Origin of the sequence: Lewinella cohaerens DSM 23179 (assembly GCF_000379805.1) — a bacterium.
GTDB classification, from domain to species: Bacteria; Bacteroidota; Bacteroidia; order Chitinophagales; family Saprospiraceae; genus Lewinella; species Lewinella cohaerens.
The window spans coordinates 133128-159009 of the sequence record NZ_KB903542.1; the positions used below are offsets into that span (position 1 = coordinate 133128).

The following is a 25882-nucleotide window of genomic DNA, read 5'->3' on the forward strand; positions in this document are numbered from 1 at the left end:
CTTGTCGACTGTTCTTGCTTATATGAAAGAGATAAAAGGCAAAAAAATTGTACTCGGAATTAGCGGTAGTATTGCGGCCTACAAGGCAGTGGTACTCACTCGCTTGTTGGTAAAAGCAGGTGCAGAAGTACAAGTACTTATGACCCCTGCGGCTACCAAATTTGTTCAACCGCTGACCTTTGCCACACTCAGTAAAAGGCCTGTATTTACGGAAGTGACCGCTGGCGAAGCCTGGAACAACCACGTAGAATTAGGCCTTTGGGCTGATGCCATGCTGGTAGCTCCTGCCACTGCCAATACGCTGGCTCGTCTTGCCAATGGCATTTGCGACAACATCATCGCTGCGGTTTATCTCTCTGCTCGCTGCCCCGTATTTGTAGCTCCTGCCATGGATGTAGACATGTGGCATCATCCCAGCACCCAAAGAAATATCGACCTTTTAGTCACCTACGGTAATCATCTAATCCCTGTGGAAAATGGTGAACTCGCGAGTGGCCTCGTTGGAGAAGGGCGCCTTGCAGAGCCCGAGCATATTGTCGATTACCTAGGGCGCTTTTTTGGCAAAAGCCAACTACTCAAAGGGCAAAAGATACTCATCACTGCTGGCCCTACTTACGAAGGCATCGACCCTGTACGATTTATTGGCAATCGTTCTTCCGGCAAAATGGGCGTTGCGCTCGCACAAGCGATTATTGAACAGGGAGGAGACGTAATACTAATCCTCGGCCCTTCTGCACTAAAACCAGAAGGAGAAGGCCTTCAGCTTATCCGGGTAGAATCTGCGCAGGAAATGTATGATGCTGCAGTATTAGCTTTTCCCGATTGCCAGGCCGGTATTATGGCGGCAGCCGTTGCCGATTATCGCCCGGCAAATATGGCGACTGAGAAAATCAAAAAATCCGACGACAAGATGACCATCGAGTTGGTCAAAAACCCGGATATCGCAGCCCAGCTTGGTCGTCAAAAACAGGCACACCAGCGCCTCATTGGCTTCGCGCTGGAAACTACCCAAGGCGAGGCCAATGCCAAAAGTAAACTGGCCCGCAAAAATCTCGACTTTATCGTATTGAACTCCCTGCAAGATTCCGGTGCCGGATTTGGTGTGGACACCAACAAGGTTAGTATCTTCAGTTCGGACAATAAAGTTTACCATTTTGAGTTAAAAACCAAGGACGCTGTTGCCCAAGATATTGTCGCAACCACCTTACTCGACATCAAGTCTAAAGACTAAAAATACAACATGAGAAATTGGATACTTTTGGCCTTCCTCGTGGGCTTTACCGGCCTGGTACAGGCACAAGAACTAAATGCTACCGTAAAAGTTAACTACCAGCAAGTTCAATTGGTAGACCCCAGCGTCTTTGCTACATTGGAACAGGCGGTGACAGAGTTCATTAACCAAAAATGGACTGATGACATCTACGACCTCGATGAGCGTATTGACTGCAATTTTATCCTGACGCTCCAAAAAGAAATTTCCGCTACAAGTTTCGAAATGAATTTGGCGATACAATCCTCTCGCCCCATTTTTGGCACCGACCAAAACACGCCCTTACTTAACACCATTGACGCTTACGTAACATTCGACTACGAACAGTACCAGCCATTGCAATTTAGCGAAAACCGATTTGACAACAATCTGACTTCTGTACTCGCTTTTTATGTTAATGTCATCCTTGGGATGGATTACGACTCCTTCTCCCCTACAGGTGGTGACCCTTTCTTTCAGAAGGCGCAGGAGATTGTCAACAATGTACCCGCAGGTCTTTATGGTACTTACCTTGGCTGGTCATCTACGGATGCCAGTAACAGCCGGGGCAGCCGCAACCGCTACTGGATTATGGAGAATTTCCTTTCGCCAAGAATGAAACCTCTACGCCTTGGAATGTATCAATATCACCGCCTTGGCCTCGATATGATGACACAGGATATTGTACAGGCACGAGCGGCGATTGCCGAAGTGATCAGCACCCTTGGCCAAGTAGACCAGTCCTACCCGAATGCTATTCTTACCCAGCTTTTTCTCAATGCGAAACGCGAAGAGGTTATCGAATTATTCCGGCGCGGCACTAATACGGAACGAACAACAGTACGCCAGGTAATGACCAGGGTGGACCCCGCCAATGGTGCGGATTACCGAAGTCTCTAACACTATTAGGTATGTTTTCTCGCTGGCATCAAATACGCTTAATCGTATTCCTATTATTGATAGGTATTGGCCCGCTTTCGCAGAAACTCAACGCGCAAATGCGCGACATCCAAACCGAATTACAGTGGGGCAGTCTTGAAAAAGGTCCTTCGGGCAGCTATATTACCAAGGTAGTCGCCGCCGGCGAATGGGGGGCCTTCCTCTTGCGTTATCGCCCAGCCCGTGGCTTCAACAAAGAACAGTATTGGTTAGAAGAATTTGACGCGCGATTTGGCCTCCGCGCAAGGCATGAGGTAAACCTTTCTCCCAAAGGTGCGGAGCTTGAGGACCTCATAAGTTTAAAAGGACAACTGTACCTGATCACCAGCAGAACCGTAGCAGAAGCAACCCAGGTATTTGCCCGCTCTCTTAGTCCTCGAGCACAGGTTACAGGCTCCGAGAAGCTGTTGGCGGACATGGAGAAAGATGAAAAATTTCGCCGCAAACAATTCGACATTGAATACAGCCGTGACAGCAGTCACCTTTTACTATACAATCAACTTCCCCCTGAAAAAGAGGGCCCCGAACGCTTTACGCTACGCGTGTTTTCTGACAATTTTTCGCTCCTGTGGTCGCGAGATGTGACCCTCCCTTATCGTGATCAGGGGTTTAGTATCCGTTCTTATCAAGTAGACACAGAGGGGAATGTCTACCTCCTCTGCCGTCAGGTTACAGGTACAAAGGAAGACCGCATACCGCCTAAATATATGGTCTATGCATACCGACGCAACGGACAGGAAGAAGTCGCTTATCAACTTGACATTGAAGGTATAAGTTTTCTTAACCTGAGGTTAGAACTAGCCAATAACGGCGACCTCGTTTGTGCAGGCTTCTACGGTATCGGAGGGCAGATTGGCAGTAAAGGCATCGGGCATATCAGAATTAATCCGCTCATGAAGGAAGCCTCCAAGGTAGACCTTCTTCCTTTTTCAGAAGCCTTTCTGGAGGAGGCCGGACAATCTTTGCAGCGAGGAGCAGCACCCGTACTTATCCGGTACCAACTCCGAGATCTTACCCTGCGCTCTGATGGTGGAATTGTCTTAGTGGCTGAACAGTTTTTCCGACAAAACCGCACAGAGATGAGCCCAATGATGGGCCCGCAATTTACGAGTTTCGATAATTTCAATGACATCCTCATTGCCAACATTGCTCCCGACGGTACCTACACCTGGCTCAAGCGCATCCCCAAACGGCAAGAGACGCCCAATGATGGAGGGGCCATTTCCTCCTTTACACAGGTAACCGTACAAGACCGGTTCATCTTTCTTTACAATGACAACCCAGAAAACTTTAACCCGGACAGCAAACGTATTTCAGAGATGGATGGCCGCGACGCTGTACTTGCGCTTAGTGAGATTCGCCGCGACGGAGAGTTGAATACCATCCCTCTTTATGTAAGCAAAGATGCTGATGTAATTACTCACCCCCGCCGCTGCCATCAAATTGGTGCTCGCCTTGTGCTTATTTACGGAGAAGATGGGCGGGATTACAGGCTGGGCCTCCTCAAGCTTTAGGGGTATTACATCTTAAAAACGAAGGCTTTGGTCTATTCTAAACCCATCGTTATTGTATTATTCCATTATATTGTAGTATTCAAACCACCAATTTTCTAAACACAAACAGCTCTTAATGTTATTTAGACTTTTATGGCTCGTTCTCATCGGTGCTGTCGCTTATTACCTCTTCAACCTTCTGGTCGGCCTAGTAAATGCCAATAAATGCAGCTACTGTGATGGCCACGGCTATTGGGAAGGAACCCGGGGAGAAAAGAACTTCTGTAAAACCTGTAATGGTACAGGGAAAGCTAAATAGAACAACCACTTAGTTCTTTATTTCATGAATACAAAAAAACTAAATAAGTCACTCTTATTGAGGGAATAAGTTTACATTTGTACCACATATCACGCGCTTTTTCCGGTAATAGTCTGTCTTAGTATTTAAAAGCCCGCTTACTAAGTAAACCGCATTTTAGTATTCCACAGTGTCAGTACCACTGTTCTAATTATTGTTTTTTACAACTTTTACGTCCCCCCCTCCTCAATGAACGTGAGTGACCTCACGATTCACTACCGTCACAACTAACATTATTTGGGCTCTTGCCCAAATGATACTAAAACTGATATTAACAACTCATCCTTAAAAACCAATTTTTATGAAAACGAAGATTTCTACACTGGTGCTTTTGATGGCACTCTTTGGAACTTATGCTTTTGGGCAAGATTGCGCGACTTCTACACCGCCGTTGGTGAATGACGTTTGTACCTTTAATACCAGTGGGAATTTCACCGTTCCTGCGGGTTATTCCGTAACTGTATCTGTCCAAGTTTGGGGCGGTGGCGGTGGCGGGGGAAGTGATAGTAACGCTAACTCCGGTCGAGGTGGCGGTGGCGGTGGTGGCTATTCTACAAGTGTGCACACGATAGATGCGTCTATGATGCAAGTTTCTACTTCTGTGGTGGTTGGGGCAGGCGGAACACCCAGTATTGCTGATGGCCCCACACATAATGGAGGAACTTCTAGTTTCCTGACCTCTTCTGCAACTGGTGGAGTTGGAGGGACTGGAAACGTCGGTGGAGGAGCTGGTGGAATGGGAAATGCTCGTGACGGTGGTAGCGGTGGTAGCGGTAGTAGCGGAAATAATTCCGGAGGCGGCGGAGGCGGAGGATCTGGCCCTTATATGGGAATTGTTACCAATATGAACGGCGGAAATGCCTCAGGAGCTACTGGAGGAGCCGGCGGACAGGGTAATGATGGTAGTGATCTCCAAAATGGTGGAAATGGAGGAAATAACGGTGCTTCAGGGCTAGTTGGGCAGAGTCCTGGCGGTGGTGGTGGTGGGAGAGGTACAGGTACAGGTGGATCTGCATCTGGCGCTGGTGCTCCAGGCCGCGTAATCGTCACAGTAACTGCAGTTACCCCCGTAGAACTCCTCTCCTTCTCCGGCAAAGCTACCCCAAAAGCGATCCAACTCAACTGGGAAACGGCTACGGAGCTCAACAACGAAAAATTTGAGATCGAGCGCAGTGCCGATGGTCGTACCTTTAGTATGATTGGCGAAGAACGTGGCCAAGGGACTACCCAACAAACTCAAGCTTACCAATTTACCGATCAGGCACCTGTAGCAGGCCTCAATTATTACCGCCTCAAGCAAATGGACTACGACGGCCAGTTTACTTATAGCTCGGTAACAGCCATAACATTTACCCGCAAGGGCGCTATCAATGTTTACCCTACCGCTACTAATGGAATGATAAATATCGTGACCGAAGATGAGGGCAGCTCTCTTGTAAAAGTATTTCATATCAATGGCAGCCTTATGAAGCAGCAAACCTTTGATGGTAACAGCCTACCGCTGGATATCTCTTCCTTACCCAATGGGACGTACTTGATTGTAGTAGAAACAAGTAGCCAGACTTATCAGGAAAGAATCTTCAAGTACTGATCTTTCTTACAAAAGTCCATAGATTACATTGCCCCCTTATTTGCTGAAGCAAACAAGGGGGCTTTTTTCATCTTCTCTATCGGAATACTCCTCCTATTTCCGTAACTTGATTGCAACTACACCCGACAAGAAGAGTTACAAAGTCCAAGCTCTTCCAATAGGGCTTCTTGACTAAAACCACCTCACCATGCACTTAGGAGCATTTTCTATTAGCCTTGCCGTTAAAGATCTTCAAGCCTCTAAAGACTTTTACGAAAAGCTGGGTTTCACGGTTTACGCCGGCCAGCAGGAGAAGAATTACTTGATTATGAAAAACGGGAATGCCCTCGTCGGCTTATTCCAGGGAATGTTTGAGCAAAATATTCTGACCTTCAACCCTGGATGGGACGAGAATGCCAGCCCTCTGGATACTTTTGATGATGTAAGAGTCATACAGAAAGACCTTAAAAACAAAGGCGTAACACTCGCTACCGAAGCCGATGAAACTACCAGTGGTCCAGCCAGCTTTGTGGTCATGGACCCCGACGGTAATCCCATTTTGATTGATCAGCATGTATAGTCGTAAGGCAAGCGTATTACTGCTCAATATTGGGACTGGATTTGTAAGATCCAATCTAATCGTTTTATTGGGTCGCTTGTTTCGCAAAGAAGACCAAAAGCGTGACTTAGCGTTTATTCTCCGTTATATAGCCATCAACTTCAGCTCCTTTCTAGGCGCATTAGCTATCGGTTATACCGGTGAGGCAATGGGCTATACTTATGGCTTTAGCCTTGCTGCCTTAGCTATTTTTAGCTATTTGACACTTTTCTTAATTATCAGAAATAAGCTAGACATCCAAGAAAAAGCATTGCCCTTTTCCCCTCTACCTGATCCATTAATTCTTGATCAGGAACAGGACATTAAGCCTCAGCGCAACCCTTTTTATACTGTTCTAATTATTTCTTTTCTTTTATTTATTTTTTCAAAAATATCCGGCACTGCTTTATCTTTTTTTAGCGATGCCTTCAACCAGATCACTAGATTCCTTTTCCTTGAACAAGAATCATCTATTTGGCTAGCCGGTATCTTTAACTTTATTAGTTCCATAATAATGGGGTTTGCATTGTTATTTATCTGGCGCAAAAAATCTAGCCTTAGTTCTTGGCAAAGAATCACCGTTGCATTTTTCGGCGTCCTTTTGGTTAGCCTAATACTCATAGGCGTTGACTACCTCCCCGAAGTCCCTCTACAAATAGGCATTATAGGTGCTGGCATCCTGATAGCAGGCGTAGAAGTAGCTATGAGTGCGGTCTCCTTATCTTACATTACTCGTCTGAGTGAACCTAAATATGCATCTACGACGATTGGTGTGTTTTTTCTCCTCAGCTACCTCTGGACGGAAGGAGTAAGCTATCTAGAAAACAGCTTCTCTGTAGAGATTTCACTGATCCATTGTTTTTGCTTAGCGCTAATCATTGGTCTTGCAATGCTCCTCTTTCGAAAAAAATGGCCAACATTAAGTGGTGGTTTGAGGTGATAGAAGACTATTTTAAATTTGTTATTTTTGAATTGCCTTTGTCCCTCCTTCCATAACAAACACCTAATATGATCTCTCTTTCAAATGAATATATGAATGCGTTGGCCACGCAAATCATTTTCATCAGTGTCTTCCTGGGTGGGTTCTCTGCTACACTATTGGTAACTCTCCTGGTCGCTGATAATGAGCGTAAAATGATGAAGGTCCTAATTGTCAGTTCAGCAAGTGCAGCCATCCTGTTTATCATTGCTACGTTTGCCATGACCGAGCTGGTAATGTTTACTACCCCTGGTTTTCCATTCAAGGTCGATGAAGGAGAAATGATACGCGCCCGTACTTTCGGCACCCTCGCTCACATGGGAGGTATTTTAGCGCTAATGTTCACCATTGGAGCATCTGGTTGGTTGAGATCAAAGCGATTAGGAATTACGACTACGACGCTGGGAACAATTGGACTTATCGCTATTATTGTCTTGTTTTCCTAAAAAGCACACCTATGAGTTTTCTCACTGCCGAATGGCGAAAATTGGCTTTCGCAAATTATGTTATCGACCCTAAGGTATTGGAACCTTATGTTCCCTTTGGCACCGAACTAGACCTCTGGCAAGGCAAATGTTACGTAAGCTTGGTGGGGTTTATGTTTGTAAATGTCCGCTTACTAGGGGTCAAGATTCCCTTTCATGTCAATTTCGAGGAAGTCAACCTACGGTTTTATGTCCGTCGACTTGAGGAGGGAGAATGGAAGCGCGGCGTTGTTTTTATCAAAGAGATTGTCCCCAAACCAGCGATCACTTTTGTAGCCAACACCATCTACCAGGAAAACTACCAGACCTTAAAAATGCGCCACCGCTGGGAAGAAACCGATGCCACCAGGCTAGTAGAATACCAATGGAAAATGCAGCAAGATTGGTTCACCTTCATGGTAAATGCTGATCGGGCGACTAGCGCCATTGAACCCGGTGGTGAAACAGAATTCATCACCGAACACTACTGGGGTTATGCGCATGCTGGCCCCAAGAAAAGCAACGAATACGAGGTAACACACCCAAAATGGGAGCAATACCAAGTAAATGACTACCAAATTGATGTAGATTACGGTAAGGTTTATGGACCAGACTTTGCCTTTTTAAACCAAGAAAAACCTTCTACCGTCATGCTCGCCGAAGGGTCGGCCATCACCGTGGAAGGTAAACGTAAAATGGCTGAATAATGAATGGACAAAAAACGGTATTACAAATCCTAGCAGGAATGCTTGTCGCTGCAGGGGCTGTTTTAGTATTTCTATTTTACCGTAAAGGGGCCAGTACCTTACTCAGTGCAGGAGGGGCCTTTTTGATGGGCATTGCGCTCTTATTAATCGCTCGTAATTTACCTTCTTCGAAGAAAGAGGAAGAAACACAACAGGAGTAACGTGTAACAAATCGGTTCAAATTCTGGTCAACCACATTAAGACTGAGGTTCGACCTTTTCAGATTTCCACTCCTTGTATATTTACAAACTCATTGATTCTATTTATTTAAGAGCTTGTTGGGACACCTACCCAATGCCTTATTCTTTAGCTCTGAGAGTTTTTGTTGATACCTCCATTTTGCAATTAACCCTTTAAGTTATGACCATCCAGCAAGCTATTCCAATCATTCAAGAATTGGCCAACAACCAGCTGGTCTTTGCTGGTCTTTTGCAAGACGCCAATCCGGAGATGATCCTTTGGCGACCACAACCAGAGCATTGGTGCCTCTTGGAAGTCGTTTGCCACCTTTATGATGAAGAAAAGGAAGATTTCCGGCAGCGGATAAAACTTATTTTGGAAGACCCTACGCAACCACTGCCACCATTTGATCCCACAAAATGGGTGCAGGAACGCGCCTATCTTGCCCAAGATTACACGGTAAAAATAGCTGCATTCCTCAAAGAAAGAACGGCTTCTATAACTTGGCTACAATCACTCACTTCACCAGCTTGGGACAACACTTATCAACATCCCAAACTCGGCCCTATGAGTGCCGGCTTGTTTTTAGCCAACTGGTTAGCACATGATCAACTGCATATTCGGCAAATCAATCGTATCAAGAGAGCTTATCTTCAACAAACAACGGGCATAGACTTGAATTACGCAGGAAATTGGTAAATATTTTCATTTAGCGAATTTTCGCTAAATTAGCCGATCCTAACCGAATATTACTGCAATGGAAACATACGCCACTGTACTTGCTTATGCTATCCCGGGTTTTCTGATTTTGATTCTCATTGAATCACTGGTCGCTCGCTGGCGAGGCGTGCAAGTCAATCACGCAGCGGATACCATCTCCAGCCTCAGCTCTGGCATGACCAACACGCTAAAGACCCTCATGGGCTTGGCTGTCATCATCCTTAGTTACGAATGGATGGTCGGGCACTTGGCGCTTTTTGATCTGCCTGCCGCAGGTTGGGTCTATGCATTGGCCTTTGTTGGCCTTGATTTCAAGGGCTACTGGTCACATCGCTGGAACCATGAAATCAACCTGTTCTGGAACCGCCACGTCATTCATCATAGTAGCGAAGAATTCAATCTCTCTTGTGCCTTACGGCAGGATGTCTCTGCCTTTGTTGGTGTTTATTTCTTTCTCTATATCCCTATGGCCCTACTTGGTGTCCCCACAGAGGTGGTTGCCTTCATTGCACCCATCCACTTTTTCAGCCAATTTTGGTACCATACACGCCTGATCGACCGCATGGGGCCGTTGGAATCCATCATGGTTACGCCCTCCCATCACCGAGTACATCATGCTATCAATGACGAATACCTGGACAAGAATTTTTCCGAAATATTCATCATATGGGATAAGCTGTTCGGCACATTTCAGGAAGAACTTAAAGAAGTACCACCAGTATACGGCACCAAGCGTCCAGCGGGTACATGGAACCCCATTTTAATCAATTTCATGCACGTTTGGAGCATCTTGCAAGATGCCTGGCATACCCGCTCGTGGTGGGACAAGGCCCGCATCTGGTTTATGCCCACCGGCTGGCGCCCCACCGATGTACTTGAGAAATACCCGATCCCATATTACAAAACAGCAGGCGAACAGAAAAAATACGACAGCCACCTTTCACGCCCACTAAGCTATTGGTCATGGGGGCAATTGACCATCAACTTTGTATTGATGTACCACCTCATGTTTGAGATTGGCACGCTTACCTTTATTGAGATTCTATGCTATGGCGGCTTTTTGATGCTTTCTGTTTTTGCCTACACTACCCTGATGGATCGTCATCGACTATCACTTCCACTGGAAGGCTTGAAGTTTGTCTATGGCTTGGCAGCAATCTACCTCTTTCAAGGATGGTTTGGCTTAGGGGTTATGGGAAGCTGGCTGGTTGTAGCCTACTTAGTGATTTCTTTGGCATGTTGCCTATACTTTGTACGTACCGAAGTATGGTCTTCCGTTAACCGAAAATTAGCATAATCAAACTTCAGATATCATCGAAACTCCTTTCTCTCTTGAAACAACCGTGCTGGATGATAGAACCCAGCATTATAAGATCAGCGATCAAAACGAGCGACTATCCTTTGCTAAGGTCATCAACTATTGGCAAACATCAGCAGCGTTTCGGCAATTCTATAACCGTACACTAGTTGACAGTCCCTTCCCTGCTTATTTTTGGGAACACCCTCCTTTGTCTTTGAATCTTCTCGGACAGGATTATGAATTTGTTTTGGTAAACAGTACCTCTCTAGCAAAAGCTCAGGCAACACCTAAGCCCTTTTCTGCCTTTTTTGATACTTACAAAATGGTTGTTGATTTCCCAAACTTAAGGGGTGATGCTCATTTATTAGCGCCCTGTCCCGTACAAGACGCCCAATTTCCTCACCTGGCCACATTTTGCCGTACGGCTACCACCGCACATACGCATCAGTACTGGCAAGCTCTTGGTGATCTACTCGCAGCGCAAGTCACTGATGAAAAACATTGGCTGAGCACCTCAGGCTTGGGAGTATACTGGTTACATATTCGCTGGGACAAGAGGCCCAAGTATTATACTTTCAGGAAATACAGTAGTTAGCTTTTCTGTTAGTCTTCCAATACGCCAACCAACTCCTGAACTTTAGTAATTGTAAAATTGGGTAGGATATCGGTTTTGTTGTCTCGCTCATGACTGACCCAGCATGTTGGGCAGCCATAGTCGTTTCCTCCTTTAATATCTGAATGGAGGTTATCGCCAATCACCAAAATTTCTTCTTTGGCCACAGGGTGCGGGAGATTTTGGTAAACGTGCTCAAAAAAAGCAGCATGCGGCTTGGCCACGCCTATTTCATCTGACACAACGATGCTCTTGAAATGGTCACGCAGCTTTAACAAATCCAAGCGAGGGCGTTGTACTTCCTTCAGCCCGTTGGTGATAACCCCAAGGTGATACTGCGTCCCAAGTTGCTCAAGCAATGCGGGTACACCTTCATAAGCTTCGCTTAATTGAACCAGATTATCCAGAAATCTTTTACTAAAAACCTGAGGCTCAGAAGGTACTGATCCTATTGCCTGAAAAAGCAATTCAAATCGTTCAACACGTAACCTTTCCGCTGATATTTCTCCTTTCTCAAAGGCCGTCCACACTTGGTGGTTGACGGTTTTGTACACTTCATGAATATCTTCTGTACAGGTCGTGTCAAAATCACGGAAACTTTGCCACAAAGCATGCTTACTGGTATTGGTAAAGTCTACCAAGGTATTATCAAAATCAAACAGTAACCATTGGAATTGGGGCATAGTTGTTTTTATTTCAATTTCACTGGAGTCACCCCTGGAAAATTTTCTTCTACCCACTTAATAGGTGCTGGATTTTTGTCACCAGTTTGGGTGTCACATTTAAAAAACAGATAAAAAAGTTGATTGTACCCCTGTAGACGATCAATTAAACGCTCCATCCGTTGTGCGCCGCGCTCAGGTTGCTTAAAGAGAACCATATCCCGCCAAATGTAATAGACCTCATCATGATTTTGGACAATATTGAGCAATGCTTCATCGTCAACGAACTCCTCCAAAAACCGGCGTGCTAAAACGGCATGATGACGATGCCAATTTCGGGGCTCACGTTTATCCTCCTGAAACTTGAAAGTGTCGTGTACCAGCGCCACTATTCGCAGCCATTCGCGCTCTTTGTCTGTAATCTCTAAACAATCGATATTTGCTAAAACTTCTTTGACATGCTTATAAACCTCCCCTTCCGGATGCCCATAACGAGGAAGTCCCCATAGCATCCCCTCTATCATTAGAGGATGCCCAATGAGCGCTCTTTCCAAGGCCGTTTCTACGCCGAGTTCCTCGGCTAAGTCGATTGTTTTCGCTGATGTTTTATTGCGCATGAAGCTAAAGCCTGTTCTTGACCAAGTCCTGCCCACAAAATACAACATTACAAAGGGAGTATCACTATATATCAGTACAACAAAGTTATTTGAGGCTCTACACAATTAGATTACTTCCTATGAACTCAATGTGCCAGGGCTAAAAATTTAACGCCCCTAATGATCGATAAGTTGCTTTCTCAAAAGCAACAAACAATCCCACGCTAATCACCAAACAACAAAAAACACAACCAAAAGCCACAATTCTAAATTATCGTAAAATAATATTGTGAAAAAATAGAATAAATACCTAATTTAATTCCGACTTACAATCCTAATCTGATTTTACTGTTCTTCTATCATTTAAAATCAATCGCTTATGGGATATGACACCAATAATATTCGTAACGTAGTCTTACTAGGACATCCTGGTTCGGGAAAAACTACCCTGGCGGAGTGTATGCTCTTCGAAGCAGGGAGTCTTTCCCGCCGGGGATCCTCTACAGCAGGGAATACCGTCTCTGATTACACCAACCTGGAAAAGGAAAGGGGCAATTCCGTTTTTTCAGCGCTTCTTCACGCTAACTGGAAGGACAGTAAAATCAACATTATCGATACGCCCGGCTACGATGATTTCGTAGGAGAAGTTATTTCATCTTTAAAGGTTGCAGATACAGGAGTCATGCTCCTTAATGCACGCAGTGGTGTCGAAGTAGGCTCAGAATTGATCTGGGAATACATCGAAAGCTTTAAAACGCCCGCCCTATTTGCCATTAATCACCTTGATCATGAAAAAGCCGATTACGACAATACCCTTGAGCAAGCAATAGCTCGCTTTGGCAACAAGGTAATCCCCGTGCAATATCCACTCAACCCTGGCAGAGACTTCAACACTATTGTTGATGCCTTACGGATGACCCTCTATGTCTTCCCCGAAGATGGTGGCAAACCCACCAAAGAAGCTATCCCTGCCGAAGAAATGGACCGGGCAATGGAGCTTCACAATGCCCTCGTTGAAGCAGCCGCAGAGAATGACGAAGGCCTAATGGAAAAATTTTTCGAAGCAGGCACCCTGACGGAAGAAGAGCTTGCCACCGGCCTCCGAATTGCAATTGCCAACCAGGAGCTTTTTCCCGTCTTTTGCTGTGCCGCCGAACACAACATGGGAAGTGGCAGAATTATGGGATTCATCAATGATGTATGCCCCAGTCCAGCAGATCGACCAGCAGCAGCCCTGGAAAATGGCGGTGAACTTGCTTGCTCAGCAAGCGGTGATACAACCATCTTCATTTATAAAACCATTTCCGAACCTCGCGTAGGTAACGTCTCTTATTTCAAGGTGTTCAGTGGTGTCTTAGCCGCCGGCGATGAGCTAGAGAATGCTTCCACCGGGCAAACAGAACGTTTCACACAATTATTTTTAGCCAATGGCAAGGACCGCACTAGTACAACAGAAGTACGTGCCGGCGACTTGGGGGTTACACTAAAATTAAAAGACTCTCATTCCAATCAAACACTCAATGCTAAAGGTCATAAGCGCAGCATTGAGCCTATGCACTTTCCTGAATCACGCATTCGTGTAGCCCTCGAACCACCGGGCAAAGCAGAGATGGAAAAGCTGATGAAGGCCCTTCATATTATCGAAGAAGAAGACCCCACCCTTCACGTGGAACAGTCACCCGCACTCAAACAAACACTGGTTCATGGCCAAGGACAGTTACACCTGGACCTGATACGCTACCGGATTGAAGAACTCAATGGCATTAAAATGAACTTTATCCGTCCTCGCATTTCTTATCGCGAAACGGTCACAGGAGCTACCGACACCAGCTATCGACATAAAAAACAAAGCGGAGGGTCGGGCCAATTTGCCGAAATCCACCTCCGTGTTGAGCCTTATCACGAAGGAATGCCTGAGCCAGAAGGATTAAACGTGCGTAAGAAAGAGACAGAAGAACTTCCCTGGGGAGGCACCCTTTCCTTCTATTGGTGTATTGTTGGAGGTAGTATCGACGCGAAATACGCTAATGCGATAAAAAAAGGTATCCTTCAACGAATGGAAGAAGGGCCACTTACGGGTTCCCCCTGTCAGGATATACGTGTTTCGGTCTACGATGGAAAAATGCACGCTGTTGATTCCAATGATACGGCCTTTATGATTGCAGCAAAAATGGCCATCAGAGATGCTTTCAAAAATGCCAGCCCGCAAGTTCTGGAACCTATTTACGACCTCGAAGTCTTGTGTGATGCAGAGGTTCTGGGAGATATAATGGGAGATCTCCAAACTCGTCGAGCAATGATCTCTGGGATGGATTCAGATGGGCATTACCAAAAAATCATCGCCAAGGTGCCACAATCTGAGATGTACCAGTATTCCTCTACATTGAGGTCACTAAGCCAAGGGCGGGCCAAGTTCACTCGCCGCTTTGCGGAATACAATCCATTACCTTTTGATATTCAGGAAAAATTAATGGCGGGTTACGAGGAAGAAGAAGCCGAAGCGTAGCTATAAACTATTATAAAAAACAACCTGACGTCCATTAGAAACTACAAAGGCTAATAGAATCAAGTAATAGGATTAAACTTTTTTCACTACTGATGAGTCAAATGTTTTTTTTGACAATATCTAAGATATGTGAATTATGAAATTTAATCTACTCAAATTACTTGTGCTTATCCTATTATCTTCATTTAACAACCTTGGTGCTCAAATAAATACACAATGGGGGCCAGATGGATATGTGAAAATCGAAAATGGTTCAGGTGGTATGATGGCAGACTTAGAACCTGGCGATAGGTTCAGCCGTGATCATGACCAAGCCGGGGATATTAATGGAGATGGTGTTATAGACCTTGTCATTGGTGCTCGTTCTGATGATGATGGTGCAACAGACGCAGGTGCCGTTTATATTGTGTTTTTGAATAATGATGGAACAGTTCAGTCTAATCAAAAAATATCAATGCTAGAAGGGGGATTTAATGAAACCTTGCTTGAAAATAATTTCTTTGGTTACGGGGTTGCAGGAATAGGTGATTACGATAATGATGGCATTCCAGATATAGCAGCTTCGGCACCCGCTTCAACCAATAGAGCTTTATATATTATTCATCTAAACAGCGATGGAACAGTAAAGAATTTTGTAAAAAACACAGCTATTGTTGCACAAGGGCTTTCAGCTATTGGTGATATTAACAATGACGGTAGAATTGATTTAGTTGCTTGTGACCCAAGTTCAGATATTGGAGGTAACAATACTGGAGCTATTAGTATCCTTTTTTTGAATAATGACTCGCAAGTAATACCCGAACAAACAGTATTAATAAACCCTTTAAGTGGTGGATTAGGAACAGGGCTACTTCCAGGGGATGAGTTTGAAGGAAGAGAGGTAGCTATGCTAGGAGATCTCGATGGTGACGGAACAAAAGAATTAGCTGTGGGTGCTTTTAAATCTGATGGTGGAAAAGGAGCAATCTGGATATTGTCCTTGAATAACTCAACTTTTAATGTCGCATCTAAACTTAAAATCACAGAAGGACTCAATGGCTTTACTGATACGCTGACGGTTGGTTCGAATCCCAATGGATCTCAAGGTGCAAATTTTGGGCATGCATTGTGCAAAGTTGGAGATCTCAATGGAGATGGTGTGCCTGATTTGATGACCGGAGCAAACCAGCAAAATGAAGACTGGGGCTACATTTTATACCTCAATGAAGATAAGACAGTAAAAACGTATACTCGAATCAATAATACGGATGGTGGTTTTGGATTCACTTTAACCCCTGAAGACAGATTCTCCCGTTCTATTTCTTTTATTGGTGATTTGAGAGGCGATGGAACAATAGCAGTAAACTATGGTGGGGGAGCAGGAGCAGGTAGTGCCGGAGCTTTATATTTATTGTTTTTCAAACCCTGTGAATTCAATCAACAAGCTGGTTTAAATCATTGGACTGGGGGAAATACACTTTTCACAAATTGGAATCATACGGCCCAAATGCTTACAAGTGACGCATTGACATTCGAACAATGCACATTCAAGGCTTTTGAAACAAATGCACCCTACATGACTTATAATTCTAATGACGGAAGGTGTATCTGTAAAGACTCTACCGCCATTCTAGCAGTAAGTACTGAATTGAGTACTGCATATACTAACGAATGTAATAGTTTTATAACCACTGATACTAATGACCCAATTACTGCAAATCAAGTAATCGTATTTCCCAATCCAACCAGTTCAGAAGTGGTTTTAAAAATCAATGATGCCTCATTTACCAGTAATGATAGAATCACTCTTTTTTCATTAATTGGTCATCAGCTTTATTCAGCAGAAATAAATTCGCTACAAACCAAGATCAACTTATCAAACTATCCAAAAGGTATTTACATTTTGGTGGCCACGATCAATGGTACATCANAAACATTTAAAGTCTTGAAAGAATAAAAAACCTACATATACCTCTATGCGATCGTACTGAAAACTTCACTCCAGTACGATCGTATAGACCAGCTAATAATTGAGTTATTTCTGAGCGTTTTAAAATTCTGCTGTACGCGGAGCACGAGGGAATGGAATTACATCACGTATGTTGGTAATACCCGTGATAAATTGTACCATACGCTCAAAGCCAAGACCGAAACCTGCGTGAGGTGCTCCTCCGAAGCGGCGCAAATCTGTGTACCACCAAAGCTCTTCCTCTGAAACATTCATCTCACCCATCCGCTTGAGGAGCATATCCTGGCGCTCTTCCCGCTGTGAACCACCGATTACTTCACCGATGTAAGGGAAAAGAACGTCCATTGCGGCAACGGTTTTATCATCGTCATTCATCCGCATATAGAAGGCCTTGATATCTTTAGGGTAATCCCTAACGATTACTGGCTTTTTGAATTTCTTCTCTACCAAAAAGCGCTCATGCTCGGCCTGTAGATCAACGCCCCAAACCGGCTCAAATTCGAACTTGCCTTTTTTGAATGGCTTGCTGTTGCGCAGCATATTCACTGCTTCCGTATAAGTGATACGCTCGAAATCGTTCTCTACCACAAAACGAAGCATCTCAATCAACCCCATCGGACGACGATCAACCTGAGGCAGATTTTTCTCGGCATTCTGAATACGCTTATCCAGCAATTGAAGATCGCTGTCAAAATTATCTAGGACATAGTTAATCAGGTATTTGACAAAATCTTCTGCCAAATCCATGTCATTCTCTAGATCAAAAAAGGCTGCTTCCGGCTCAATCATCCAAAACTCCGACAAGTGACGGGTCGTATTAGAGTTTTCTGCACGGAAAGTAGGCCCAAAAGTGTAGACCTTGCCCAATGCCATAGCGCCAATCTCTGCCTGCAACTGACCAGAAACCGTCAGATTGGTGGGTTTACCAAAAAAGTCTTTGTTGTAATCAACAGTACCTTCTTCAGTACGTGGCAAGTCTTCAGGGTCCAATGTACTCACCCGAAACATTTCCCCAGCACCTTCAGCATCACTACCTGTAATAATAGGTGTGTGTAGGTAATAGTAACCACGATCGTTGAAGTACTTATTTACAGCGTAAGCCACGGCGTGGCGAATACGAAAAACAGAACTAAAGGTAGCCGTACGCATCCGCAGGTGAGCCTGCTCTCGTAGAAACTCTACCGTTTGTTTTTTAGCTTGCAAGGGGTAATCTTCCAGATTATTCTCACCCAGAATCTCAACTTCCTTAGCGACAATCTCCACAGCCTGACCACTTCCTTGGCTTTCAACAACGGTGCCAGTAACACTGATACACGCGTGAAATTTGATCTTACTAATCAAATCTTCAGGGAAATTTTCAAAGTCTACAACAACTTGTAATGTTTCTGAAGTAGAGCCATCATACAACGCTATAAAGCGCCGGCCTCGGTAAGCACGTACCCAGCCCATAACCGTTACATCGGAATCAATGGGGGGGGTCTGTAAGATTTTTGCGATTTCTGTTCTGGTAATCATTCCCGCTTATCTTTTTATTGCAGACTCTAACGCGAAAAGGCAGGATACTGTTCCCTTTACCACGACGGAGGCCGTTCAAAATAAAGCGCGAAGATAGAAAGAAGCTGGGAATTGCGTAACTATTAATGCCTCTTACCTTTTGTAAAAGCTCGCTAATTCGTAGCTTTTGGGCAATGGGCGCTCCTGCACAGTCGCAGTTTGAGGCAAATCACCACGCACAGCAAAATCAATAATTGCATTCGTCACCCTGGGGGTACCCAAATGATGTTTAGCGCCGAGAGGCAAATACAAGGCACTGCCTGGCCAGTAAGCATGAAAGCCCAAAGCCTGATTCCCTGCGGTAACCTCATCCTGAGGGTCATGGACGATCAATGCTGAAATATGCCCTAACGCTGCCGACCCTCGCCCGATATCAAAGGAAGTAAAGCGATCACCCGCCGCTTCTTTAATACAATTTTCAAACGCTGAATAAACAGCTTGTCCTAAGCCCAAACCATCCTTGAGCGATTTGAAGACGCTGGTTTGAGCATTGCTAAAAGCCCCCATCACCACCATCCGCTGAGGGTGCAGAGACTTAGGTAACAATGCCATAGCTTGTACACTGCATGCCCCTCCAAAAGAATGACCAATTGTTATTTCCGGGCGCCCATAATAGCGAATCAAACCTGTAATAATATCGACGTTCTCCACAAAATTAAGTCGCTCCCTTACTGCCTGTCCATGCCCAGGGGGATCATAGGCAATCACACGGTAACCTGCCTTGATCAATGGTTCTACAAAATAACGCCAACGCCCAGAATTATACCCCCAACCATAACTAAGTAATATATAAGGAGCGTCTTCTGCTCCCCAGTGATACTCCACAATGCTCCGTCCTGCACGCATACTATCAAGGCGGGTAGCAGTGGCTAGAAAATCAAGCTCTTTTTCACGCAACTGTGGTTTCGGAGGCGTCGTAAAAAGGCGATAGGTGCGTTGTCCGGCCTTCTTCACGTTAAATAGTGCGGTGAAATTAATACGCACACCTATCGCTTTGAAAAGAAGTTTTTGATAATTCATGATGCTTCCGATTCTTGAGGGTTAAACCAATTGGTTCTTGGCAGAAGTTAGAATTTGTACATAGCGGCCTACAAATGATTCAAGGTGTGTTTCATCTCCACTAAGTTTGTATAAAGTGATAGCTCCTTCGTATTGCAAAAGCATCAAGTAAGCTTGATCTTTGGCTTGCTCTACCGTCAGTACTTTACCTAATAATTGAGCGAAAATCTGCTTCCACTCATCATAAAAGTCCATCAGTAGTTTATTATGAATGCCTTCCTGCCCCATCTCCATAATTACGTTGGTGAAAAAACACCCCCGCTGGTCAATTTTGGCCAAACGGTTTTGACGACGAAGCATTTTCTCCAACCGCTGCTCCAAAGGCAGTGACTCATCGTCTGCTATAGCCAACACATAACCACGGAAAAAATCCATCGAAAACACTAACACAGCATGCATCAGGTCTTCTTTAGAACCAAAATGATGCAGTAAGCCAGCTTTGCCCAGCCCAGCAGCCTTGGCCAGCATACTGATCGAAGAGCCTTTATAACCGTGTAAATTGATCACCTCCCAGCAGCGCAGTAGGATATCTTCTTTTGTTGTTTTTTGTACAGGCATAATTTTACTAACCGTTCGATCGGTAAGTTAGTCCTTTTTAATACTTAACGCAAGTCTCTCACCGAAAAAACCTACCTTTTACCCAACACCACAGGCATAATCGACTGTCTTTCATAGAAAACCACGAAACATGAAGCCCCTTACTTTCTTCCTGAGCTTATCCTCTATCTTAATTGTTCTGATTTTTTCAGCCTGTGACCAGGCCAAAGACCCTAGTGTTATCGATCCTAATTTGTTCTTGAATTGTTGGACGCACGTCCACGAAGAGGTGCTAGAAGAGGGGCGCTATTTCCAACCTTGTGATTTTTCTGATCTCCCAGCCAGCAGATACCGCGCCACTTACCACCTCCAGGAAGGAGGTAGTTGCACCTATTCTGTTCTCTCTCCCGTTGATGCTCATTATTCCCTTACCGGAACCTGGGATTATAATACGAAGAACGCAAATTTGAAAATTTATGACGCGAACCAGGCCTTGGTCCTCGATTTAGAGGTTTTAGAATTGACAGGAAACCGGCTGGTTGTTAGCCCTTAGGGTTTATTTAGCACTTGCTCCTACTGCGAAATCGTTCTAAGGCAAACTCTTAACAAGACTACTTCCCCGCCACAACCAATACAATTTCGCCTTTGACTTTATCTTTCTCGCGGTAGTAATCCGCAAGTTCTTGTAGGGTAGCAGTTGTTACTTCTTCAAACATTTTCGTGAGCTCGCGCGCTACGCAAGCCATCCGTTCTGGGCCACAATGCTCAATCAACTGATCCAGGCACTTTACTAACCGGTACGGAGATTCGTACATCACAAAGGTGACGGGAAGCTCTGCCAGGTACAAGAGTCGCGTCTGACGGCCTTTTTTATGAGGAAGAAAGCCTTCAAAATGAAATTTATCAGCAGGCAGCCCTGAAGCAGTCAAAGCTGGAATAAGGGCTGTTGCTCCTGGCAATGCTTCCACTCTTATTCCGGCTTCCACACAAGCTCGCACCAACAAAAAACCAGGATCACTAATACCAGGGCTACCGGCATCGGTGACCAGTGCCCACTCGGCTCCTGCCTGTAACTCGGCGACTATCCTATCCGTCACCTTGTGCTCATTGTGCGCATGAAAAGCCCGCAAAGGCGTCTCTATCTCAAAATGCTGTAAGAGACGTTTACTCGTGCGAGTATCTTCTGCAAGTACCAATGTCACCTCTTTCAATATCCGCAATGCCCGTAAGGTCATATCCTCAAGGTTGCCAATTGGCGTAGGAACGAGATAGAGTTTACCAGACATAGTATACTAGAATTAGAAGTTGTTTAGACAAAAGCAACAGGTTGCGCGGGCTTTAGTCCGCTAGAATGCGGGCTAAAGCCCGCGCAACCTACTCATCTAGAAGGCCAACCATACGCTTAATACGAATTCACCCACACTAGTAGATGATATCAATCAATTGGCCATCTTCATCAAACTTATATCTGCGAAGATAATGGTCGTGATTGAAGTAAGCCCTAAAATGGATATTACTTTTCTTTTGTCGGATGGCTCCTAAATCATCGGATCACTTTGGCGATTCGCTTTATATCGCCCTTTGCCAAACTTAGTCCCATTGAAACTCATCGTTGGCCTTAGACGCTCCTGCTCTTCTTCCGGAAGGGCGATAAAATCAATGCATTCGCTGGAACAACAGCTTTGATTTTTCTCCGCACATTCTTCACATTGAATGAAGAGAATATGACAGGCCGTATTCACACAGTTGTTGTGGGTATCACTGGGTTTGCCACATTGATGGCATTTTGAAACGATCTCTTCTGAAATGCGCTCTCCAAGTCGTTCGTCGAAAACAAAGTTTTTACCTAAAAACTGGTTTTCTAAACCTTCTTCTTCACATTGCCTCGCATATTCAATGATGCCGCCATCAATCATGTGGACGGCTTCAAAGCCTTTGTGCATATAGTAAGCACTGGCTTTTTCACAACGAATACCGCCCGTACAATACATGATGATCGGCTTGTCCTTGGCATCCTCAAACATCTCTTCGACCAAAGGCAGCGCCTCTCGGAAGGTTTCTACGTCAGGGCGGACAGCGTTTTTGAAATAGCCAACCTCACTTTCGTAGTGGTTGCGCATGTCTACCACAATGGTCTCGTCATTGGCCATCAACTCATTCACTTCTCTCGCGGAGAGGTGCTTACCACGCTTGGTAACATCGAAGGTATCATCATTGAGCCCGTCGGCAACGATTTTGTCGCGGACTTTGATCTTCAGTTTGTAGAAAGACTTACCATCGTCATCAATCGCAATATTCAGGCGAATACCATTCAGGAACGGGATGCTGAACATGGCTACTTTGAAGGCCTCAAAATTATCCGTAGGTACAGATATTTGACCATTGATACCTTCCTTGGCCACATAAATACGCCCAAACACTCCAAGCTTTGACCAATCCCTAAAGAGTTGGTCGCGAAAAGCCAGCGGGTCTTCGATCTGATGGTACTGATAAAAGGAAAGGGTAGTGCGCGCCTCCTCGGAGGTTTCCATACGGCGCTTCAGCTCGTCGTTATTGACGAGGTTGTGTAATCGTTTAAACATGTTATTTTTCTGTAGTTAAGCTAATTTCTGCTAAAGCAGAATGGGCAAGTTGCAGGCTTGCTGCCCAATTACAGGGGTAAAGATAGGCAGACTTCGTCAAATAAGCGTTAAAATCGAGCTTTGGCACGGTTTTGGAAAACCATTCATTAACAAATATGGTATTTATTGAGGCAACTCAATAGTTCAACTAATGTAACATTCGATGCAAATCTGCTATTTTTGGCATCATTAGTTATAGCTAACCGCCCATTTACACAATTTTTAAGATACATATTTGTTAATTACAAAAGATTACAGCAGTGTCTTTTTGAACTGCTAATCGTCTCAAGAAGTAGATCCGACAAAATACAGTTATATGAATTTCAAAAAATCAATTTTCTTTTCGCTCGCAGCGGTATTAATGCTCGCAGCATTTATGTACCCACAGTTGAGCGACGAGCAAAAAGAAGCCGTTCTCTTACAGACCTTAGTGAAAAGCATGGAGCGTTATCATTACAGTCCCCAGGACATTGATGATAGTTTCTCTGAAAAAATTTATGACCTGTATCTAAATGGCATTGATGGTGGCAAACGCTTCCTAACAGCCAAAGAGGTAGCCCAGCTAGAGCGCTACCGTCACGAAATTGACGACCAGGTTAATGCCAGCGATTTCACCTTCTTCAACCTCAGCCAAGAGTTGATGGAAAAAGCATTGGTACGTGCTCAAGGCTATTACAAAGATATCCTTGCAACCCCATTTGATTTTGCCGGTGGAGAATCAGTAGAACTTGATGGCGAAAAGCGCGCCTATTCAAGCGACGAGAAAGAACTATGGCAATATTGGCACCAGTACCTCAAGTACGAAACACTTGATCGGTATGCTGAAGCAATAGAAAAGCAAGAAAAAGGGGATGAAGAATTGGCTGGGAAAACCGCAACGGAGTTGGAAGCAGATGCACGAGCAGATGTTCTGACCATGTTCGACCGCTGGTTTGATCGTTTGATCAAACTAGATCGTGAAGATCGGATGAGCCAATATTTCAATGCTTTTACAGGTGTATTTGACCCACACACCAACTACTACAAGCCGATTGACAAGGAAAACTTTGATATCCGCTTTAGCGGCAAACTTGAAGGGATCGGCGCTCGCCTACTGACAGAAGGAGACTATACCAAGGTCACAGAGGTAGTCGTAGGAGGCCCTGCATGGAAAGGCAAAGAATTGGAGGCGAATGATATTATTACAAAGGTTGCCCAAGAAGGAGAAGCTCCTGTTGATATCAAGGGCATGGTAATAGATGATGTCGTTTCGCAAATTCGTGGCAGCAAAGACACCAAGGTTATCCTAACCGTCAAAAAAGTAGATGGCTCTGAAAAAGAAATCATTATCACCCGTGATATCGTAATTTTAGACGAAAGCTTTGCCAAATCTCTCATTATAGACGGACAGGCACCAGGCGAAAAAATCGGCTACATTTCTTTACCTAGCTTCTACGCTGACTTCCAGGATCGTAATGGCCGCCACTGTGCCGACGATGTTGAAAAAGAGATTGAAAAACTCAAGAACGTTGGTGTTGATGGTATCGTTCTCGACTTGCGTAACAATGGCGGAGGTAGCCTACGCGACGTAGTCAAAATGTCTGGTTTCTTCATCGAAAGCGGGCCTGTTGTTCAGGTAAAGTCTCGCGATTACGAGCCAGAAGTACTNATGGATGTTGATCCACAAGTTCAATATGACGGACCACTGGTAGTTATGGTTAACAACTTCAGCGCCAGTGCCAGCGAAATCCTCGCAGCAGCGCTACAGGATTATGGTCGTGCCGTTATCGTAGGTAGTAACTCTACCTTTGGCAAAGGAACTGTCCAGCGTTTTATTGACCTAGATCGTACCCTCCGTGGCTTTGAAGACGTCAAGCCACTTGGACAGGTTAAATTGACTACACAGAAATTTTACCGCATTGATGGTGGTTCTACCCAACTGCGCGGTGTAACGCCTGATATCATTTTACCTGATAATTATGCCTATATTCAAACAGGTGAAAAAGAGCAGGAGTACCCCATGCCTTGGACAGAGATCGCTGCTGTAGATTATGACCAGAAGGTGCTTAACATGACCCACATGGAGCAGATCGAAGCACGTAGCAAGGCAAGAGTAGCCACTAATGAGATATTTAGCAAGGTACAAGCCAATGCAGCTCGCATGCAAAAATTGCGTGACCTCACGGCTTACCCACTTGACTTAGAGGCCTACCAAGACCTCGAAGCTGCTCGGACCGCAGATGCCGAACGCTTTAAAAACCTCTTCGATAAGGTAGTGATCACTAGCGCTCGTAACCTAGAGGTAGATCTCCCAATCTTCGAGGCAGACGAAAGTAAGAAGGCAAGAAACGACGACTTCTTAAAAGCTGTTTCTAAAGATGTCTATATTAACGAAGTGCTTTCTATCATGCACGATGTAATTGAGTTGGAACGAGTAGCGATTAATGATCGCAACTAGGTTCCCCTCGTTTTGACAACTTTCGGAAAAATCCCGAATGCTAGCAACTGCCGGCATTCGGGATTTTTTATTGCCTTTCTTGAAGTGATTTCCAGAATACAACTTTGTCCTCTCCCGCCTTATAGAAATCCCTAATCCGAGCCTCTTCTGTATAGTTACACTGATGATAAAACGAACGGGTACGTTCGAATTCTGGCAACCCTGAGGTTTCTACTAAAAGCACTCGTGCCCCTTGCTCGGCGAGGAGATCTTCAAGATAACCCATAACCTGCCGGCCATAACCCTTACTTTGTAATTCTGAGTAAACCGCAATGAGATAGAGGTTCCAAGTACCTTCTGTCATTTGCTCTGGAGCACAGAAGGCAACGAAGGTTGGATTATCTTCTTCACCAGTGAGCCAGATACTTTCATCTTCGCCAGCCAAATAAGGCGCAATCATATCATCGAGTAAATCCGGTGGAAAAAGGTCGCTGGTAGCAATTACGGCTTTTAACCGGGGGATATCTGTGGCTACAACGGGGCGGATATTTAGAGTACTCATGACTTGCAGGTTATTATTTCTCTGCAAAAGTACCTTATCGATGGTAACTATATTTATAAAATATTCCTGCTGGAATTAAATAAGAACAGCACGAAAATAAAATGCGATTCTGTTTTTCATAATAGTTGAATAAACGGTTCACTTCAAGTGTTTTAACTATTTGAAAAACCTAAAGAGAAGCGCATTTTGTCTTCTGCGCAATATTACGTAGG

25 protein-coding genes are annotated in these 25882 nt (G+C 44.7%); 17 read left to right on the forward strand and 8 right to left on the reverse strand.

Features of this window, described 5'->3' with window-relative positions:
• The first annotated feature begins 22 nt into the window (after positions 1–22).
• The 13 genes from coaBC to A3EU_RS0111865 all read left to right on the forward strand — a co-directional run bounded on the left by coaBC (position 23) and on the right by A3EU_RS0111865 (position 11191).
• A complete protein-coding gene (gene coaBC, locus A3EU_RS0111805) occupies positions 23–1231 on the forward strand; it encodes a bifunctional phosphopantothenoylcysteine decarboxylase/phosphopantothenate--cysteine ligase CoaBC (RefSeq protein WP_026211357.1) in 1209 nt (402 codons plus the stop codon).
• A 9-nt stretch (positions 1232–1240) separates the two neighbouring features.
• Positions 1241–2149, forward strand: coding sequence for a type IX secretion system protein PorD (porD, locus tag A3EU_RS0111810; RefSeq protein WP_020536375.1), 909 nt, complete (start codon positions 1241–1243; stop codon positions 2147–2149).
• Positions 2150–2160: 11 nt separating this feature from the next.
• A complete protein-coding gene (locus A3EU_RS0111815) occupies positions 2161–3702 on the forward strand; it encodes a hypothetical protein (RefSeq protein WP_020536376.1) in 1542 nt (513 codons plus the stop codon).
• A gap of 115 nt (positions 3703–3817) precedes the next feature.
• The gene (locus A3EU_RS0111820) at positions 3818–4000 is read left to right on the forward strand and encodes a hypothetical protein (RefSeq protein WP_020536377.1); all 183 of its coding nucleotides are present in this window, start codon (positions 3818–3820) and stop codon (positions 3998–4000) included.
• A 340-nt stretch (positions 4001–4340) separates the two neighbouring features.
• On the forward strand, positions 4341–5630 hold the full coding sequence (locus tag A3EU_RS32740) for a glycine-rich domain-containing protein (RefSeq protein ID WP_020536378.1): 1290 nt from the start codon (positions 4341–4343) through the stop codon (positions 5628–5630).
• A 187-nt stretch (positions 5631–5817) separates the two neighbouring features.
• Entirely contained in the window at positions 5818–6189 is a 372-nt protein-coding gene (locus tag A3EU_RS0111830) for a VOC family protein (RefSeq protein WP_020536379.1), read from the forward strand.
• On the forward strand, positions 6182–7147 hold the full coding sequence (locus tag A3EU_RS0111835; RefSeq protein WP_020536380.1) for an MFS transporter: 966 nt from the start codon (positions 6182–6184) through the stop codon (positions 7145–7147). Before A3EU_RS0111830 ends, A3EU_RS0111835 begins: the two co-directional genes overlap by 8 nt.
• Before the next feature lie 68 nt (positions 7148–7215).
• Positions 7216–7632: a hypothetical protein gene (locus tag A3EU_RS0111840; RefSeq protein WP_020536381.1), complete on the forward strand. Its 417-nt coding sequence runs from the start codon at positions 7216–7218 to the stop codon at positions 7630–7632.
• 11 nt (positions 7633–7643) lie between these two features.
• Complete coding sequence (locus tag A3EU_RS0111845) at positions 7644–8357, forward strand: YqjF family protein (protein WP_020536382.1); 714 nt, start codon at positions 7644–7646, stop codon at positions 8355–8357.
• A complete protein-coding gene (locus tag A3EU_RS0111850) occupies positions 8357–8557 on the forward strand; it encodes a hypothetical protein (RefSeq protein WP_020536383.1) in 201 nt (66 codons plus the stop codon). Before A3EU_RS0111845 ends, A3EU_RS0111850 begins: the two co-directional genes overlap by 1 nt.
• Before the next feature lie 199 nt (positions 8558–8756).
• Positions 8757–9275 (forward strand): DinB family protein, encoded by a 519-nt coding sequence (locus tag A3EU_RS30210; RefSeq protein WP_020536384.1) that lies wholly within the window; start codon positions 8757–8759, stop codon positions 9273–9275.
• 58 nt (positions 9276–9333) lie between these two features.
• On the forward strand, positions 9334–10593 hold the full coding sequence (locus tag A3EU_RS0111860) for a sterol desaturase family protein (protein WP_020536385.1): 1260 nt from the start codon (positions 9334–9336) through the stop codon (positions 10591–10593).
• Between the two features lie 46 nt (positions 10594–10639).
• Positions 10640–11191 carry a DUF6940 family protein gene (locus A3EU_RS0111865; RefSeq protein ID WP_020536386.1) on the forward strand — a complete coding sequence of 184 codons (552 nt, stop codon included), beginning with the start codon at positions 10640–10642 and terminating at the stop codon, positions 11189–11191.
• Positions 11192–11199: 8 nt separating this feature from the next.
• Here A3EU_RS0111865 and yjjG read toward each other — a convergent pair whose 3' ends face one another.
• A complete protein-coding gene (yjjG, locus tag A3EU_RS0111870) occupies positions 11200–11892 on the reverse strand; it encodes a pyrimidine 5'-nucleotidase (RefSeq protein WP_020536387.1) in 693 nt (230 codons plus the stop codon).
• Between the two features lie 8 nt (positions 11893–11900).
• Entirely contained in the window at positions 11901–12488 is a 588-nt protein-coding gene (locus tag A3EU_RS30215) for an HD domain-containing protein (RefSeq protein WP_020536388.1), read from the reverse strand.
• Positions 12489–12846: 358 nt separating this feature from the next.
• On the opposite strand from A3EU_RS30215, the gene A3EU_RS0111880 reads away from it, so the two are divergent.
• Both A3EU_RS0111880 and A3EU_RS0111885 read left to right on the forward strand, forming a co-directional pair.
• The gene (locus tag A3EU_RS0111880) at positions 12847–14973 is read left to right on the forward strand and encodes an elongation factor G (protein ID WP_020536389.1); all 2127 of its coding nucleotides are present in this window, start codon (positions 12847–12849) and stop codon (positions 14971–14973) included.
• 265 nt (positions 14974–15238) lie between these two features.
• On the forward strand, positions 15239–16909 hold the full coding sequence (locus tag A3EU_RS0111885; RefSeq protein ID WP_425412678.1) for an FG-GAP-like repeat-containing protein: 1671 nt from the start codon (positions 15239–15241) through the stop codon (positions 16907–16909).
• 93 nt (positions 16910–17002) lie between these two features.
• Here the strand turns inward: A3EU_RS0111885 and asnS are convergent, their stop codons facing one another.
• The 3 genes from asnS to A3EU_RS30220 form a co-directional block, all read right to left on the reverse strand.
• Entirely contained in the window at positions 17003–18436 is a 1434-nt protein-coding gene (gene asnS / locus A3EU_RS0111890; RefSeq protein ID WP_020536391.1) for an asparagine--tRNA ligase, read from the reverse strand.
• A gap of 132 nt (positions 18437–18568) precedes the next feature.
• On the reverse strand, positions 18569–19495 hold the full coding sequence (locus A3EU_RS0111895) for an alpha/beta fold hydrolase (RefSeq protein WP_020536392.1): 927 nt from the start codon (positions 19493–19495) through the stop codon (positions 18569–18571).
• Positions 19496–19516: 21 nt separating this feature from the next.
• Positions 19517–20092 carry a TetR/AcrR family transcriptional regulator gene (locus A3EU_RS30220; protein ID WP_020536393.1) on the reverse strand — a complete coding sequence of 192 codons (576 nt, stop codon included), beginning with the start codon at positions 20090–20092 and terminating at the stop codon, positions 19517–19519.
• Between the two features lie 130 nt (positions 20093–20222).
• On the opposite strand from A3EU_RS30220, the gene A3EU_RS0111905 reads away from it, so the two are divergent.
• Complete coding sequence (locus A3EU_RS0111905) at positions 20223–20624, forward strand: lipocalin family protein (RefSeq protein ID WP_020536394.1); 402 nt, start codon at positions 20223–20225, stop codon at positions 20622–20624.
• A 58-nt stretch (positions 20625–20682) separates the two neighbouring features.
• On the opposite strand, the gene rsmI is transcribed toward A3EU_RS0111905, so the two are convergent.
• Both rsmI and trhO read right to left on the reverse strand, forming a co-directional pair.
• Positions 20683–21357, reverse strand: a complete 675-nt coding sequence (gene rsmI / locus A3EU_RS0111910; protein ID WP_020536395.1) for a 16S rRNA (cytidine(1402)-2'-O)-methyltransferase — start codon at positions 21355–21357, stop codon at positions 20683–20685.
• A 252-nt stretch (positions 21358–21609) separates the two neighbouring features.
• Positions 21610–22653: an oxygen-dependent tRNA uridine(34) hydroxylase TrhO gene (gene trhO / locus A3EU_RS30225; RefSeq protein ID WP_020536396.1), complete on the reverse strand. Its 1044-nt coding sequence runs from the start codon at positions 22651–22653 to the stop codon at positions 21610–21612.
• A 478-nt stretch (positions 22654–23131) separates the two neighbouring features.
• Between trhO and A3EU_RS0111920 the strand changes: the two genes are divergently transcribed.
• Entirely contained in the window at positions 23132–25129 is a 1998-nt protein-coding gene (locus tag A3EU_RS0111920; RefSeq protein WP_425412679.1) for a carboxy terminal-processing peptidase, read from the forward strand.
• Between the two features lie 67 nt (positions 25130–25196).
• On the opposite strand, the gene A3EU_RS0111925 is transcribed toward A3EU_RS0111920, so the two are convergent.
• Positions 25197–25670: a GNAT family N-acetyltransferase gene (locus tag A3EU_RS0111925; protein ID WP_020536398.1), complete on the reverse strand. Its 474-nt coding sequence runs from the start codon at positions 25668–25670 to the stop codon at positions 25197–25199.
• Positions 25671–25882: the final 212 nt, after the last annotated feature.